Raw genomic sequence first — 16177 nt, forward strand, 5'->3', positions numbered from 1 at the left:
GCACTGCTCAGAAATTGCCCTGGATCCAGCTTTTGAGCCGGTCCACGACAGATGTTTTGGGTTCTTCGGCAATGTTGCCGAGACCGGACATGGAGATGCCATCGGTCTGCTTGCGCATGCCGTATAGCAACAGGCCCACGCCCGTTGAATAGATAGGGTTACGGACGACATCCGTGAGTCCGTTGATGCTGTGCGGTACGCCCAGGCGCACCGGCATGTGAAAGATTTCCTCGGCCAGCTCGATGGCTCCTTCCATCTTTGCTGTACCACCAGTGAGGACGATCCCTGCCGGAACCAGATCCTCATAGCCGCTGCGACGCAGTTCGGCCTGAATCAATGTGAATAACTCGTCATAGCGCGGCTCCACGACTTCGGCCAGTGCCTGCCGTGAGAGTTCCCGCGGCGGACGATCGCCAACGCTCGGTACCTTGATGGTTTCGCCGGGACCAGCCAGTTTGGCTAGCGCGCAGGCGTAGCGAATCTTGATCTCTTCGGCGTATTGGGTCGGGGTGCGCAGCGCCATGGCGATGTCGTTGGTCACCTGATCGCCGGCAATCGGGATGACAGCGGTGTGCCTGATCGCGCCTTCGGTGAAGATGCAGATGTCGGTGGTGCCTCCGCCGATATCCACCAGGCAGACGCCCAGCTCCTTCTCGTCGTCGGTCAGTACCGCATGAGCCGAGGCCAGCTGCTCAAGAATGATGTCGTCGACTTCGAGGCCACAGCGACGCACGCACTTTTCGATGTTCTGGGCTGCATTCACCGCACAGGTGACTACGTGAACCTTCGCTTCCAAACGTACCCCGGACATGCCCAGTGGCTCGCGAACACCTTCCTGGTTATCGATCACATAGTCCTGCGGCAGGGTGTGCAGCACGCGCTGATCCGCCGGAATGGCCACAGCTTGCGCAGCATCAAGCACGCGCTCAAGGTCCGCATTGCTGACTTCGCGATCACGAATGGCGACGATGCCGTGGGAGTTGAGGCTGCGGATGTGGTTACCGGCCAGGCCGACAAAGGCCGAATGGATACGGCAGCCAGCCATCAGCTGTGCTTCTTCGACAGCACGCTGGATCGACTGAACGGTTGACTCGATATTGACCACCACGCCCTTCTTCAGCCCGCGCGACGGATGGGTACCGATCCCGACGATTTCAAGTTCGCCATCCGGCGTAACCTCGCCCACCAGCGCTACCACCTTGGAAGTGCCGATATCGAGACCGACGATCATCTTGCCGCTTTGCACGCTAGACATGTGTTTCATTCCTCAATTCTTCGCAACGACGGATTCGTCCGTCGTGGTCGGACTCGGCTCGCGCCAGGCCACGGCCAAGCCGTTGGCGTAGCGGAGATCGATCCGCGCAATTTTCTCGCTCTCCTGCGCCAGCGCTTGCTGATAGATGGCAGTGAAGCGACGCATTTTTTCGATTACCTGGTCTCTGCCCAACAACAGCTCGACGCCCTGCTTGGTCGTCACGAACCAGCTGCCCCGTGCACGTAGCTCCAGACGGGCAATGGAAAAACCGAGGGGCCGCAGCATCTGGCTGAGCATCTGGTACTGCTGCATGACCCGCTGCTGGGCCCGCTTCGGACCATACAATTGTGGCAAGTGTTCATACTGAGTCAGGTCATTCGGCGCAAAGGCTTGACCGTTGTTGTTCAGCAACGCCTCGTCGCCCCAACGGGCGATAGGCAATTGCTCATCGAGACGCACCATGACCTGGTCCGGCCAGATCCGTCGCGCCTCGACATGCGCAATCCACGGCATTTGTTCAAGGTCGTGACGCAAGGCATCAAGATCAACCTTGAAAAAACTGGCCTCGACGAACGGCGCCATACGCGCCTGTACGACCTGCTGATCGACGTAGGTCAGCTCGCCCCGAACGCTGACCTTGGCGATTGGCCGATCGGCATAGGGCGCGAGCCGCTCGCCCAGCTCATAAAGCCCGACTACCAGCGCCACCAACAGCACCGGCCAAAGGAAACGCTTGAGCGAACTCAGGCTTGGCCGCGGCAGGCGCGTCGAAAGCGGCTCAGGTTGCACCAGGCGGCTCGCACCACGCTGCGCCAGTTTGCGCGAGGCGCGACCGGAAGCGGGTTGTGAGTGACGCAGCGTGGTGATCATGGGTCAGTTCCCTGCCGCCAGGCTTGCATCGAGAATGGCCAGCACCAATTGCTGGAAATCCAGCCCTGCAGCGCGTGCGGCCATCGGTACCAAACTGTGATCGGTCATCCCCGGAACGGTGTTCACTTCCAACAGCCAGAAGGCGCCGGCACTGTCCTGCATGACATCGACACGCGCCCAACCCTGTATACCCACGGCGTCGCAGGCGCGGGCGGACAGATCCTTGAGTTCCTGCTCCTTAGCGGCATCCAGACCGCAAGGAATGCGGTATTGGGTATCGTTGGCGACATACTTGGCGTCGTAGTCGTAGAAGGTGTGCGGCGTGCCCAACCCGATCGGTGGCAATACCGAACCGCGTAGCGTAGCGATGGTGAACTCAGGCCCCTGAACCCACTGCTCGACCAGCACTTGAGAATCGTAGGCACTGGCAGCACGCCAGGCGGCGATCAGCTCTGCGATGCCGCCGACTTTCGCCATGCCGATGCTCGACCCTTCATGGGCCGGTTTGACGATCAGTGGGAAGCCGAGATCGTTGGCGGCTGCCTGACAGTCAGCCTCGCTGGCCAACACAGCATGACGCGGTGTTGGCAGGCCGAGGCTCTGCCATACCTGCTTGGTGCGCAGCTTGTCCATGGCCAGTGCAGAGGCAAGGATGCCGCTGCCGGTGTAGGGGATCCCCGCACATTCGAGCAGGCCCTGCATGCTGCCATCTTCGCCGCCACGCCCATGCAGCACGATAAAGGCGCGATCGATGCGCTCGGTGCCCAGACGCGTCAGCAGATCATCGCCAACATCGATGCCGAAGGCATCAACGCCCGCGGCCTGTAGCGCCGACAGCACCGCAGCGCCGGATTTCAGGGACACTTCGCGCTCGGCACTCTTGCCGCCGAACAGCACGGCAACCCGGCCGAACGCCTGGGGATCACGAGTCGATTGCAGGGCAGTCATTCGCTCTTCCTCGCGGCGCTTGCATCGCCAGCAAACTGGGGACTGTTGATCAGTTGGGGAGCCAATCCGCCGATATCGCCGGCGCCCTGGCAAAGCAGAATGTCGCCCGCACGCAGCAGCGGCTTGACCAGGGGCGCCAGTTCAACTCCGCGCTCGATGTAGATCGGATCGAGCTGGCCGCGCTGGCGGATGCTATGGCACAGGTGACGGCTATCAGCTCCGGGAATGGGTTCCTCGCCGGCCGGATAGACTTCCATCAGCAACAGCACATTGGCGTCGGTCAGCACCTGAACGAAGTCGTCGTACAGATCGCGGGTACGACTGAAACGATGGGGCTGATAGACCATCACCAGACGACGTTCGGGCCAGCCGCCGCGAACAGCCTGGATCACCGCCGCGACTTCGCGCGGGTGATGGCCGTAATCGTCGACCAGCATCACGCTGCCGCCGTCTACCGGCAGCTCGCCATAGACCTGAAAGCGCCGGCCGACACCGCCAAACTCCGCCAGTCCCTGGACAATCGCGTCGTCATCGATGCCCTCGTCTGTGGCGATGGCGATTGTTGCCAGCGCATTGAGGACGTTGTGATTGCCTGGCATCTTGACCGACACATCGAGGGCATCGAATCCATCGCGCAGCACGGTAAAGAAGGTACGCATGCCTTCCTGACGAATGTTGATAGCGCGCACGTCGGCATCTTCGCTGAAGCCGTAAGTGGTAATCGGGCGACCGACCTGGGGAATGATCTCGCGCACTACCGGATCGTCGACGCAGAGCACCGCGAGCCCGTAGAACGGCAGGTTGTGTAGGAACTCGACGAAGGTTTTCTTCAGCCTGCCAAAGTCGCCGCCATAGGTGCTCATATGGTCGGCGTCGATATTCGTCACCACCGCAACCATCGGCTGCAAATGGAGAAAGCTGGCATCGCTCTCATCGGCTTCGGCAATCAGGTAGCGGCTGGTGCCCAGCTGTGCATTTGTTCCCGCCGCAGTTAGACGGCCGCCAATGACGAACGTCGGGTCAAGCCCGCCCGCGGCAAACACTGAGGCCAGCAAACTCGTCGTGGTGGTTTTGCCGTGAGTGCCGGCAACGGCGATCCCGTGGCGGTAGCGCATCAGCTCGGCAAGCATCTCGGCGCGCGGTACGACCGGAATCCGCTGCTCAAGCGCGAATGCGACCTCGGGATTGGCAGCGTTGACAGCGCTCGATACCACCAGCACGTCCGCCCCGGCCACGTTGCCGGCCTGGTGTCCGATAAAAATCTGCGCGCCGAAATTCTGCAGACGCTCGGTGCTTGCGGAAGTCTTCAGATCCGAACCGGAGACGTCGTACCCTAGGTTGAGCAGCACCTCGGCTATGCCGCACATGCCGACACCGCCAACGCCAACGAAATGAATTCGGCGGATACGGCGCATGCGACGCACCTCAGCTTTTACCGCTGCGGGGGATTTAGCCATGCGCCACCTCCAGGCAGATATCGACGACGGTGCGGGTGGCGTCCGGCCGAGCCAAACGGCGCGCCGTAGCTCCCATGGCCTTGAGTTTTTCCGGCTGCATCATTACCTCGGTCAGCTGCGCGGCCAGCGCGGCAGCATCGGTTTTTGCTTGGGGGAGAAGAACGGCTGCGCCCTCCTTCGCCAGATATTCGGCATTGCGGGTCTGGTGATCGTCGATCGCGTGCGGTAACGGCACCAGAAATGAAGGCAACCCGGCCGCCGCCAACTCGCAGACAGTCAGGGCGCCAGCGCGGCAGACCACCAGATCGGCCCAGGCATAAGCGCGGGCCATGTCTTTAATGAAGGGGGCTACTTCGGCCTCGACTCCGGCAGCGGTATACCGCTCCTGAGTAATGCCGGCGTGCTGCTTGCCAGCCTGATGAAAAACCTCGGGACGCAGCTCCTGAGCCAGCTGACCGAGCGCCTCCGGCAGCAGCTTGTTCAAGGGCTCGGCGCCCAGGCTGCCACCCAACACCAGCAGGCGTGGCCTGCGGTTGAGCAGGGTCTGCCTTGGTGTTTCGACGAACAGTTCGTGGCGCACCGGATTACCGGTGGTACGTCGTTTGTCGCTGTTGCTGAATGTATTGGGAAAGGCTTCGCAAACGCGCTGTGCAAATGGCACCAGGCTACGGTTGGCGGTACCAGCCACGGCGTTCTGCTCGTGAATGATCAGCGGTATCCCGGCAAGCTTCGCCGCCAATCCCCCGGGACCAGTTACGTAGCCACCGAGACCCAATACGCAAACGGGCTTAAGCTCGCGCATGATGCGACGGGCCTGCCACAACGAACGCAGTAGCTGTAACGGCGCCTTGAGTAAAGAAGCCACGCCCTTGCCTCGCAGCCCGCTGACATGAATCAAATGCAGCGGCAAGCCAGCCGCTGGAACCACTTCGTTTTCGATGCCGCGAGGCGTACCCAGCCAGTGCACGTTGTAGCCACGGCTCTGAAATTCCTGGGCGCAGGCCAGCGCCGGGAATACATGCCCGCCGGTTCCGCCGGCCATGATCAGCACGTTAGCGCCCATCTGCGACCCCCTTGTTCCTGGCCGCAGGCACTTCGGCGAAATCGTCTTCGCTGAACTCAGCATCTTCGCTGCCCAATACGGTGCGGCTTTCCCACTCGATGCGCAGCAACAACGCCATGCTGGCGCAGGTCACCACCAGCGAGCTGCCGCCATAGCTGAGGAATGGCAGAGTCAGGCCTTTCGTTGGCAATAAACCGACGTTCACACCGACGTTGATTAGGAACTGCCCGAGCCAGAGGAATGCGACACCCCAGGCGATAAAAGCCGCGAAGAACTGCCGTGCCCGTTCCGCCGCGAGACCGATGTACAGGGCGCGCACACCAACGAACGCAAACAGTAGGATGGTTAGCAAAGCGCCAACCATGCCCAGCTCCTCAGCCAGAACCGAGAACACGAAGTCGGTGTGCGCTTCAGGCAGATAGAATTGCTTCTGCACGCTGTTGCCCAGGCCGACCCCCAGCCATTCACCGCGACCGAACGCGATCAGCGCCTGGGTCAATTGATAGCCGGCACCGTACTGGTCAGCCCAGGGATCGGTGAAAGTGATCAAGCGCTGCAGGCGATATTCCTGTGTCTGTACCAGAACGAACACCGCACCGACGGCTAACAGCACCAGCAGGCTGAATCGGATCAAGCCGACGCCGCCGAGAAACAGCATCGCCACCGCCGCGCCCATCATAACGACGGTTGCGCCAAAGTCGGGTTCGAGCAGAAGCAGCATCGCCATTGGCAGCAGCACGAGAAACGGCTTGAGGAAGCCCCAGAAACTTTCACGTACCTCTTCCTGGCGGCGCACCAGATAGCCCGCGAGGTAGACCACGACAAACAGCTTGGCTATCTCCGAAGGCTGCACGTTGAACGCGCCGAAGCCGATCCAACGCATGGAGCCGTTGACCTCACGACCGATGCCGGGAATCAGCACGAGAATCAGCAAGGCGAACGCGCCCAGCAGTAGCATCCAGTCCAGCCGTTGCCAAGCCGACAGGGGAACCATCAACACAACAGCAGCAGCGCCAAGGCCAAGCAGTATGTAAACAAGATGGCGGACCATGTGATACATGGAGTTACCGGCATTCACCGCAGCGACTTCGGAAGACGCCGAGGTGATCATCACTAGGCCCAGCCCCAGCAGCGCCAAACAGCCAGCGAGCATCGGGAAGTCGAGGTCCAGACCGCGGCGGCCGAACAGGGGCGAAGGTGCAGTGCGCAGGAAGGCGAGCATCAGTTGAGCGCCCCCACCACAATGGCGAACTGACGTCCGCGATCTTCGAAATTGGCAAACATATCGAGGCTGGCACAGGCCGGTGAAAGCAGCACCGCATCGCCCGCTTGCGCATTTCTGGCCGCCAATTGCACGGCTTCCTGAAGCGTCTGAACACGATGAATCGGCGCCGCGCCTTTGAGGGCAACAGCCAGAAGTTCGGCATCACGCCCAAGCAAGATGACTTCCCGGCAATTTCGTGCGACGGGGCTGTGCAGAGCGGAGAAATCCGCGCCCTTGCCGTCACCACCAGCGATCAGCACCAGTTTGCCGGCGATGTCGCTGCCCAGCCCATCGATCGCTGCAAGCGCGGCGCCAACATTGGTGGCCTTGGAATCGTCATAGTAAGCAACGCCCTTGCGCTCGCCGACCCACTGACAGCGGTGCGCGAGCCCGGCGAAGCTGCGCAGGGTCGCCAGCATCGGTTCGAACGGCAGCCCTACCGCATGCCCGAGGGCCAAGGCAGCCAATGCATTGGACTGATTGTGCGCGCCGCGGATCTTCAACTGGTCCGCTGGCATCAGGGCGTCGAATTGGAAGGCCAGGTACTTCTGAGCATTTTCCTCGAACAGTCCGAAGCCCTTGAAATCGGGTTTGCCGAGGCCGAACGACCAGATCGGGACGTCATCGCCAACTAGCGGACGGCTAAGGCGATCGTCGCGATTGATCACGACTTGGTGCGCACCGCGGAAGATCCGGTGTTTGGCCTGATGGTAGGCAGGCAGCCCGTCGTAGCGATCCATGTGGTCCTCGCTGACGTTCAGGCAGGTCGCGACTTCGGCATTCAATTGGTTGGTAGTTTCGAGCTGGAAGCTCGACAGTTCGAGTACATAGAGTTCGATGTCATCGCTAAGCAGATCCAGTGCCGGGGTGCCTAGATTTCCACCCACCGCCACCTTGCGACCGGCTGCGACGGCCATCTCGCCGACTAGCGTGGTCACGGTGCTTTTCGCATTGGAACCGGTGATCGCGATGATTGGCGCCTTGGCTTCGCGGGCGAACAGCTCGATGTCGCCTGAGATTTTCACGCCTCGGGACGCGGCAACCTGCAGCGCCGGCGTACTGAGCGGCAGCCCTGGACTGATCAGCAATTCGCTGGCGCGGCAAAGAAACTCGGGATCAAGCTCGCCACAACGCACTTCGATGCCCGGATATTGCGCTTGAAGAGCGGCAAGTTCCGGCGGGTTCGCGCGCGTATCAGCCACGGCAAACGGTACGCCATGGCTCGCCAGATGACGAACCAGGGACATACCGCTCTTGCCGAGACCGACGACGATGCGGAACTGATCGGAAGCGATGAGCACTCTTTATTACCTCAGTTTCAGGGTGGCGAGACCGACCAGAACCAGAATCACCGTGATGATCCAGAAGCGCACGATCACACGGGGCTCGGGCCAGCCCTTGAGTTCGAAGTGGTGATGAATCGGTGCCATGCGGAAAACCCGCTTGCCGGTCAATTTGAACGAGGCGACCTGAATTACTACCGACAGGGTTTCCATCACGAACACGCCGCCCATGATGAACAGCACGATTTCTTGGCGGACAATCACTGCGATAGTCCCCAACGCGGCGCCGAGCGCCAGCGCACCGACGTCGCCCATGAAGACTTGGGCCGGGTAGGTGTTGAACCATAGAAAGCCCAACCCAGCGCCGATCAGCGCGCCGCAGAACACGATCAACTCGCCGGCACCCGGTACGTAGGGAATTAACAGATACTCGGCGAAATTCACGTTACCCGACAGATAGCAGAAGATGCCCAACCCGCCACCGACCATCACGGTCGGCATGATCGCCAAGCCATCGAGCCCGTCGGTGAGATTCACCGCATTGCTCGAACCGACGATGACGAAGTAAGTCAGGACCACGAAGCCAATACCCAGCGGTATTTCGATGTTCTTCAGCAGCGGCAGAATCAGTGTCGTCTCTACCGGCGTTTGCGCAGTCATATAAAGGAAGATCGCAGCACCGAGACCGAACACGGACTGCCAGAGGTACTTCCAGCGACTTGGCAAGCCGCGGGAATTCTTTTCAATGACCTTGCGATAGTCGTCGACCCAGCCAATCGCGCCGAACAGCAACGTGACGGCCAAGACCACCCAGACGTAGCGGTTGGCCAAGTCAGCCCAAAGCAGCGTGCTGATACCGATGGCACTGAGGATCAATGCCCCGCCCATGGTCGGCGTGCCGGACTTTGACAGGTGCGACTGCGGACCGTCAGTACGTACAGCCTGACCGATCTGGCGCAACTGCAAGGTGCGGATCAACCAGGGCCCCATCCATAGGGAGAGCACCAGCGCGGTGAGTACGCCGAGAATTCCACGCAGGGACAGATACTGAAAGACCGCGAAGCCCGTGTGGAATTGTTGCAGATACTCGGCGAGTAGCAGCAGCATCAACGTTTCTCCGTGCCGGATGCGGAAAGCGCAGCGACGACCTTGTCCATCGCGGCGCTCCGTGATCCCTTGATCAAAATAGTGGTGGCGTTGCCCTGCTCCAGGCGCAGGGCCGCGATCAGGCTTTGCTGATCGGCAAAATGACGACCACCAGCACCGAAGGTATCGACGGCATGCTTCATCAGCGGACCGACGGCAAATAACGTATCGACTTTGCCGATCGCATAGCTGCCGACTTCGCGGTGCCCCTGCTCGGCCCAATCGCCCAGTTCGCCCATGTCGCCCAGCGCCAACACGGTGCGCCCGGCAAAGCCGGTCAGCACGTCGATGGCCGCGCAGATCGATGCCGGATTGGCGTTGTAGGTATCGTCGATAAGGCGCACGCCATTGCCTAGCATCTGCGCAACACCTCGGCCCTTGACCGGCTGCAAGCTCTCCAGGCCGGCGACGATGTGTTCCGGCACGACACCCAGCGCATGCGCCGCGGCCGCTGCGGCGAGTGCATTGGCCACGCTGTGGCGGCCGAGCAGATTAAGCTGCACACGCATGGATCCGGAGGGCCCGTTTAGTACGAAATTTGGGCAACCGCGCGGATCGTAGGCAATCGAAGCGGGATGGAAATCAGCCAGGGGACTCTTCGTCGCGAAGCTCAGCACGCGTTTACCGGCTGCCCGTCGCTCCCAAATCGAATAGGCCTTGTCGTCGCGATTGAGCACCGCGATGCCATCGGCGCCGAGTCCGTCGAGTATCTCGCCCTTGGCCTCGACGATTTTCTGGGGCCCGCCGAACTCGCCGACATGGGCAGTACCGGCATTGGTAATCAAGCTGACATCTGGTTGCGTCAGGCTGACCGTATATGCGATCTCTCCGGGACGCGATGCGCCCAACTCGATCACCGCTGCGCTGTGTTGTGGTGCCAACTCGAGCAGAGTCAACGGAGCGCCAAGATCGTTATTGAGATTGCCGCGAGTGGCGAGCACCGCATCGGCACCGTAGGCAGCGCGCAGGATGCTGGCGAGCAGCTCCTTGACGCTGGTCTTGCCGCTGGAACCGGTAATTGCCGCTACAGGCCCGGCAAAGGCAGCGCGATTCATCGCACCCAACTGCCCCAAAGCGATGCGGCTATCCGCAACCACCAGTTGGGGCAACGAAACATTTTCCACACGCCGTTCGACCAAAGCGGCGGCTGCGCCTTTTGACGCGACCTCGGCCAGGTATGCATGACCATCGAAACGAGGGCCGGTCAGGGCGACAAATAACTGCCCCGGCGCGATCGCACGACTATCGGTGCTAACCGAGCTGAATGACACATCAGCACCCACCAACTCAGCGGGTAGTGAGGCGACAAGATCCGTCAAACGCATGGCTTCAAGCATCGGAGCCCCTCCAGGCAGCCAGGGCGATCGCGGCCTGGTCGAGATCGGAGAACGGCAAGCGTTCTCCCTTGATTTCCTGGTAATCCTCATGGCCTTTGCCGGCCAGCAACACCACGTCGTCGACATGGCTAGCCGCGATGCAGCTCGCTATGGCTGCGGCGCGCCCCGGCGCAAAGGTCGCGTTTTCCGGTGTGCTGAAGCCGGCACGGATCTCGTCGAGAATCTGTATGGGATCCTCATTGCGTGGATTGTCATCGGTCACCACGACTCGATCAGCCAACCGCTCGGCGACTTCGGCCATCAGCGGACGCTTGCCACGATCACGCTCGCCGCCGCAGCCGAACAGGCACAGCAGCTTGCCGCGGGTATGAGGTCGCAGTGCCCCAAGAACCTTCTCCAAGGCATCGGGCGTATGTGCGTAATCAACCACCACCAATGGGCGATCTCCGCCGCCCAGACGCTGCATGCGACCGACAGGACCCTCGATCTCCGGCAATACGGAGAGAATTTCGTCCAGCGGATAGTTCATTCCCAGCAGCGCACCTATCGCAGCAAGGACATTGCTGACATTAAAACGGCCCAGCAGCGGGCTGCGCAGCGAACGCTCTCCTTGCGGTGTGATAAGGCGAGCATGAATCCCATCGTCGTCCAGCCGCGCCTGCGTGCAGTAAAGATAAGCGGAGGCATCGTCCAGGCTGTAAGTGATCAGCCGTGATTCGCCTTTTTCAGCAGCAAGGACGCGCCCGAACGCATCATCGAGATTTATCACACGGCAGCTGAGCCCGGGCACCGTGAACAGTCGCGCCTTGGCCTCACCGTAGGCCTCCATCGATCCGTGATAATCCAGATGGTCGCGAGACAGGTTTGTGAATACGGCAACATCGAACGCCAGCGCTGCAACCCGGCCCTGATCCAGACCATGGGATGACACTTCCATAGCCACGGCGCGTGCGCCCTGTTTGCGCAGGTTCGCAAGATTGGCCTGCACACCGATCGCATCCGGGGTGGTGTGCTGACCGAGCACTAGCTCACCATGAAAACCAGTGCCGAGGGTACCGATGATCCCGCAACGTTCACCCAGACGATCCAGCGCTTGGGCGATCAAATAGGTCACGCTGGTTTTGCCGTTGGTTCCGGTAACCCCAGCGAGGTGGAGGCTGCGACTTGGCTCGCCATAGAAACGTCCAGCGATCGCTGACAACTGCTCCGCCAGGTCGCGGACCGGCACCAGCACAGCACTTACTGCCGTCATTTCGGCCGCGCCGTCAACTTCGTAAGCGACCGCAGCCGCGCCGCGGGAAATCGCATCCGCGATGTGCAAGCGACCGTCCTGCTGCAAGCCAGGCACAGCGAGGAACAGGTCACCCGGACGCACCTTGCGGCTGTCCAGCGTCAGCTCACGGATCAACGTGGCGCTGCCGGCCTGCGGTAGCAGTTGATTCAACGGCATCGGCATCAGATCCGCCCTCCCTTCGGCTTGGCCATTTCGGCCGTCTGGACTTCTTCCACTGGGGGCAGATTGTCGGGGGCAACATTCATCAGGCGCAGCGCGCCGGACATCACGCGACTGAATACCGGAGCCGACACCAGGCCCCCGTAGTAACCGCCCTTGCTGGGCTCGTCGATCACTACCGCAATGGCAATGCGTGGATCGCTCATCGGCCCGAAACCGGCAAACATCGAGCGATAGGCATCTTCCTGGTAGCCCCGGCTGCTTGACGATGCCTTACGTGCAGTACCGCTCTTACCCGCCACGTGATAACCCGGCACCTGGGCCCGGAACACGCCGCGCGGGGCCTCGATGACCTCCTGCAGCATGCCTTGGACCGTCTTGGCAACCTCTGGCGGAACCACTTCGACGCCCTCTGGCTGCTGATCGACGCGGGTCAGCGACAAGGGCACAAGGCGACCATTGTTGGCCAGCGCGCCATAAGCATGAGCCAATTGCACCGCGGTCAGCGACAGGCCGTACCCATAGGAAAGCGTGGCGGTCTCGGCCCGGCGCCATTCGCGATGACTGGGAAGATTGCCGACTCGCTCACCGGGGAAGCCCAGGCCGGTCGCCTGACCGAAACCGACCTTGCTCATGACGTCATGAATGGCTGCGCCACCGATATCGAAGGCGATCTTGCTCATGCCAACGTTGGACGAATTGATGAGGATGCCGGTCAGGTCCAGTTCGCGGCCTTCGGATCTGGTGACATCACGAATGGTGTAGCGACCGATGCGCAACCAGCCTGGCCAAACCTCGACCAGATCACTGGGCTTCCAGCGGCCCGTTTGAAGCGCCGCGCTCATGGAGATGGGCTTCATTGTCGAACCCGGCTCGAACAGGTCTGTCAATGCCCGGTTACGCATCGCAGCCGGCTGCAGGTTGCGGCGATTGTTCGGGTTGTAGGTCGGCTGGTTGACCATGGCCAGCACCTCCCCGGTCTTTACATCGAGCATCACCAGGCTGCCGGCCTTGGCGCCGAACTCCAACAATGCGTTGCGCAGCTCGCGGTGCGCCAGATATTGCAACCGCAGGTCAATGGAGAGCGCCAGGGCTTTGCCGGCCTTGGCATTCTTGGTCACCTGTACGTCCTTGATTAGCCGACCACGGCGATCCTTGAGCACCTGGCGTTTGCCGGGGACGCCTGCAAGCCACTCGTCATATGCCAGCTCCAGGCCTTCCCGACCACGATCATCGATATCGGTGAAGCCGACTACATGCGCAGCAACTTCGCCCGCAGGGTAGAACCGGCGGAATTCTTCTTGTGAGTAGACGCCCGGAATATCCAGGTCCAGCACACGCTGCCCTTGCTCGGGGGTCAGTCCACGCACCAGGTAGATGAATTCACGCTCGGCCTGCCCTTCGAGGCGCTGCTGGACAGCGCCCGGCTCCTGCCCCAGCGCATTCGCCAATTCGGGCCAACGTGCCTTCGCCGCCTGCAACTCCTGCGGGTTGGCCCAGAGCGTTGTCACTGGAGTGCTGACCGCCAACGGCTCGCCGTGACGATCGGTGATCAGACCGCGATGCGCCGGTATAGGAATGTGCCGCACGCTGCGCGCATCACCTTGGTTTTTCAGGAAATCCTGATCGATCACCTGCAGGTCCACGATACGCCATGCAATGGCGCCGACCATCAAGGCCAGCAGGGCTAGCACGATACGAAAACGCCAAGGATAGAGCGCGCCCTGGAGTCTCATGGCGCCACCAACCTGACATCCGCCGCTGCCGGAATTTGCATTTCCAGTTGTTCGGTGGCGAGCGTCTCGATGCGGCTATGAGCGGTCCAAGTGCTCTGCTCCAATATCAGGCGACCCCACTCAGCCTGCGTCTTGTCGCGCACGCTGAGCGCGCCATAGAGCTCATTTAGCAACTGGCGATTCCAATGCGCGCTGTAGGCAACACCGATTGCCGAAAGCAACACAGCAACGAACAGCACCAGCATCAACAGGCTGCCGCGCGGCATCGATCGCCGAAGCTGGCTCATCGCAGCTTCTCCGCAACGCGCATCACGGCGCTGCGCGAGCGCGGGTTGGCCTTGATCTCTTCAGCAGAGGCGTATTGAGGTTTACCCAGGAGCTTCAGACGCGGCACGAATTTCTCAGGAATGATCGGAAGGTCGCGCGGCAGGGTATCCGCCTCGCCCTTGGCATGACGACGCATGAACTGCTTGACGATGCGGTCTTCCAACGAATGAAAGCTGATCACTACCAGCCGACCGCCAACCTCGAGCGCCTCGAAGGCAGCCTCGAGCCCAGCTTCCAGATCGCCGAGTTCGTTGTTAATGAAAATGCGTAAGCCCTGAAACGCACGCGTCGCCGGGTTCTTGCCTTTCTCCCAGGCCGGATTGGCGACAGTCAATACCTGAGCGAGATCAGCTGTCCGCTCGAAGGGCCGTTCGGCTCGACGCTGCACCACCGCACGCGCCATGCGTTTGGCGAAGCGCTCCTCGCCGTATTCCTTGAATACCCGAGCGATGTCATCTTCGGCGGCAGTCGCGATCCACTCGGCCGCGCTGAGTCCGCGACTGGGATCCATACGCATATCCAAGGGGCCATCATTGAGAAAGCTAAAGCCGCGCTCCGGATCGTCCAGCTGTGGCGAAGACACCCCTAAATCCAGCAGCACGCCACTCAAGGTGCCGGTCCAGCCGCGTTGCGTAACCTCGGCACCGAGCTCGGCGAAACTTCTCTGCACAACGACAAAGCGGCCATCCTCGGCCGCCAGTGCTTGCCCCGTAGCGATTGCTAGCGGGTCTTTGTCGAAACCTAGCAAATAGCCATCAGGCCCAAGCTGCCGCAGCAAAAGACGGCTATGCCCCCCACGTCCGAACGTTCCATCCAGATAGCGGCCATCCGAGCGCACAGCGAGCGCCGCAACGGCCTCGTCGAGCAACACGGTTATGTGGTTATAGCTGGTCTGGCTCACAGGATTAGGTCACGCAGTTCTTCCGGCAAGGCACCGGGTTGTTTAATGGCCGCCAGGTCCGCATTTGCTTGCGCGTTCCAGTCGTCCTCGTTCCACAGGCTGAACTTGTTCAACTGCCCGACCAGCATGGCTCGCTTGTCCAACCCGGCGTACTCACGCAAACGTGGCGGCACCAACACGCGGCCGCTGCCATCCATTTCCAGATCTACAGCGTTGCCGATAAGCAGGCGCTGCAACCGGCGGCTCTCCTCACGCAGTGACGGCAATTCGCGGAGCTTGGCTTCGATCTGTTCCCATTCAGGAAGTGGGTAGATACAGAGGCAGCGATCAACAGCGTCGATTGTGATGATCAATTGTCCCTCACAGCGCGAAACGAGCTCGTCACGATACCGGCTGGGCATAGCTAGCCGCCCTTTGGCATCGAGACTGATGGCGTTTGCTCCGCGAAACACGGCTGCGCTTCCCCTGAAATTAGTTATTCATACCCATAAATACCCACTTCATTCCACTTTTTACCACTCGTGCGCACTATAGAAATGCGGCGACCCCACCGTCAAGGTGCGCTTGGCGGGAAAAACCGTTATGTGACGGGGATTTAACGAGCAAAGAGGGGATAAACGGCAACGAGGGGAAGAGATCGGTAAAATAATCTCAGGCAGCTCAAAAACCTGCACTTCAAAGTTAAAGTACTTTGTTAAGAGCAAGAATATTTTGGACTAAAAAGAGAAGGTGTTTCGGAAGAAGTCGGAGAGTCGATCTGTAAGCCGGGTTCTGTCTAGAACAGTCATTCCTCTACGACAGCCATCACTGACTGCCTCTAGCAACCTACCCGGATCCAGCGCGGGCCACGCCAATGGATCCCTATTTGGTCTTGCTCCAAGTGGGGTTTACCTAGCCACGGACTGTTGCCAGCCGTGCGGTGCGCTCTTACCGCACCTTTTCACCCTTACCGGCACCGAAGCGCTTAGGCGGTTATTTTCTGTGGCACTTTCCGTAGGCTCGCGCCTCCCAGGCGTTACCTGGCACTTCGCCCTATGGAGCCCGGACTTTCCTCCCTCCCTTCTTGCGGAACAAAAAGAGACAGCGACTGTCCGATCGACTCTCCGGCTGTCAGGGTACTTTGCCGTGCATTAGCCT

14 protein-coding genes and 1 other RNA gene are annotated in these 16177 nt (G+C 60.7%); all 15 read right to left on the bottom strand.

The annotated features are described in order from the left end of the window. Positions 1 to 7: 7 nt before the first annotated feature. Positions 8 to 1255 (bottom strand): cell division protein FtsA, encoded by a 1248-nt coding sequence (ftsA, locus tag NAV33_RS19345; protein ID WP_255983073.1) that lies wholly within the window; start codon positions 1253 to 1255, stop codon positions 8 to 10. 12 nt (positions 1256 to 1267) lie between these two features. After that, a complete protein-coding gene (locus NAV33_RS19350) occupies positions 1268 to 2125 on the bottom strand; it encodes a cell division protein FtsQ/DivIB (RefSeq protein WP_255983075.1) in 858 nt (285 codons plus the stop codon). 3 nt (positions 2126 to 2128) lie between these two features. Next, on the bottom strand, positions 2129 to 3073 hold the full coding sequence (locus NAV33_RS19355; RefSeq protein WP_255983077.1) for a D-alanine--D-alanine ligase: 945 nt from the start codon (positions 3071 to 3073) through the stop codon (positions 2129 to 2131). Then, positions 3070 to 4530 carry a UDP-N-acetylmuramate--L-alanine ligase gene (murC, locus tag NAV33_RS19360; protein ID WP_255983079.1) on the bottom strand — a complete coding sequence of 487 codons (1461 nt, stop codon included), beginning with the start codon at positions 4528 to 4530 and terminating at the stop codon, positions 3070 to 3072. The genes NAV33_RS19355 and murC overlap by 4 nt, the downstream gene beginning before the upstream one ends. Beyond that, positions 4523 to 5593: an undecaprenyldiphospho-muramoylpentapeptide beta-N-acetylglucosaminyltransferase gene (gene murG, locus NAV33_RS19365; protein WP_255983081.1), complete on the bottom strand. Its 1071-nt coding sequence runs from the start codon at positions 5591 to 5593 to the stop codon at positions 4523 to 4525. The genes murC and murG overlap by 8 nt, the downstream gene beginning before the upstream one ends. After that, positions 5583 to 6815, bottom strand: coding sequence for a putative lipid II flippase FtsW (gene ftsW / locus NAV33_RS19370; protein ID WP_255983083.1), 1233 nt, complete (start codon positions 6813 to 6815; stop codon positions 5583 to 5585). Before ftsW ends, murG begins: the two co-directional genes overlap by 11 nt. Further along, entirely contained in the window at positions 6815 to 8158 is a 1344-nt protein-coding gene (gene murD / locus NAV33_RS19375; RefSeq protein ID WP_255983085.1) for a UDP-N-acetylmuramoyl-L-alanine--D-glutamate ligase, read from the bottom strand. Before murD ends, ftsW begins: the two co-directional genes overlap by 1 nt. Before the next feature lie 6 nt (positions 8159 to 8164). Continuing rightward, the gene (mraY, locus tag NAV33_RS19380) at positions 8165 to 9247 is read right to left on the bottom strand and encodes a phospho-N-acetylmuramoyl-pentapeptide-transferase (protein ID WP_255983087.1); all 1083 of its coding nucleotides are present in this window, start codon (positions 9245 to 9247) and stop codon (positions 8165 to 8167) included. After that, complete coding sequence (locus NAV33_RS19385) at positions 9247 to 10623, bottom strand: UDP-N-acetylmuramoyl-tripeptide--D-alanyl-D-alanine ligase (RefSeq protein ID WP_255983089.1); 1377 nt, start codon at positions 10621 to 10623, stop codon at positions 9247 to 9249. The genes mraY and NAV33_RS19385 overlap by 1 nt, the downstream gene beginning before the upstream one ends. Beyond that, positions 10616 to 12079, bottom strand: coding sequence for a UDP-N-acetylmuramoyl-L-alanyl-D-glutamate--2,6-diaminopimelate ligase (locus NAV33_RS19390; RefSeq protein ID WP_255983092.1), 1464 nt, complete (start codon positions 12077 to 12079; stop codon positions 10616 to 10618). Before NAV33_RS19390 ends, NAV33_RS19385 begins: the two co-directional genes overlap by 8 nt. Next, the gene (locus NAV33_RS19395; RefSeq protein ID WP_255983094.1) at positions 12079 to 13812 is read right to left on the bottom strand and encodes a peptidoglycan D,D-transpeptidase FtsI family protein; all 1734 of its coding nucleotides are present in this window, start codon (positions 13810 to 13812) and stop codon (positions 12079 to 12081) included. The genes NAV33_RS19390 and NAV33_RS19395 overlap by 1 nt, the downstream gene beginning before the upstream one ends. Next, positions 13809 to 14099, bottom strand: a complete 291-nt coding sequence (gene ftsL, locus NAV33_RS19400) for a cell division protein FtsL (protein ID WP_255983096.1) — start codon at positions 14097 to 14099, stop codon at positions 13809 to 13811. The genes NAV33_RS19395 and ftsL overlap by 4 nt, the downstream gene beginning before the upstream one ends. Next, complete coding sequence (gene rsmH, locus NAV33_RS19405) at positions 14096 to 15040, bottom strand: 16S rRNA (cytosine(1402)-N(4))-methyltransferase RsmH (RefSeq protein WP_255983098.1); 945 nt, start codon at positions 15038 to 15040, stop codon at positions 14096 to 14098. The genes ftsL and rsmH overlap by 4 nt, the downstream gene beginning before the upstream one ends. Beyond that, positions 15037 to 15492 (bottom strand): division/cell wall cluster transcriptional repressor MraZ, encoded by a 456-nt coding sequence (gene mraZ, locus NAV33_RS19410; protein WP_255983101.1) that lies wholly within the window; start codon positions 15490 to 15492, stop codon positions 15037 to 15039. Before mraZ ends, rsmH begins: the two co-directional genes overlap by 4 nt. A 292-nt stretch (positions 15493 to 15784) precedes the next feature. Further along, positions 15785 to 16143, bottom strand: an RNA gene (rnpB, locus tag NAV33_RS19415) — RNase P RNA component class A. Between the last annotated feature and the right edge of the window lie 34 nt (positions 16144 to 16177).

The sequence above is a fragment of the Stutzerimonas stutzeri genome (assembly GCF_024448715.1).
In the GTDB taxonomy this organism is placed as follows: Bacteria; Pseudomonadota; Gammaproteobacteria; order Pseudomonadales; family Pseudomonadaceae; genus Stutzerimonas; species Stutzerimonas stutzeri_AR.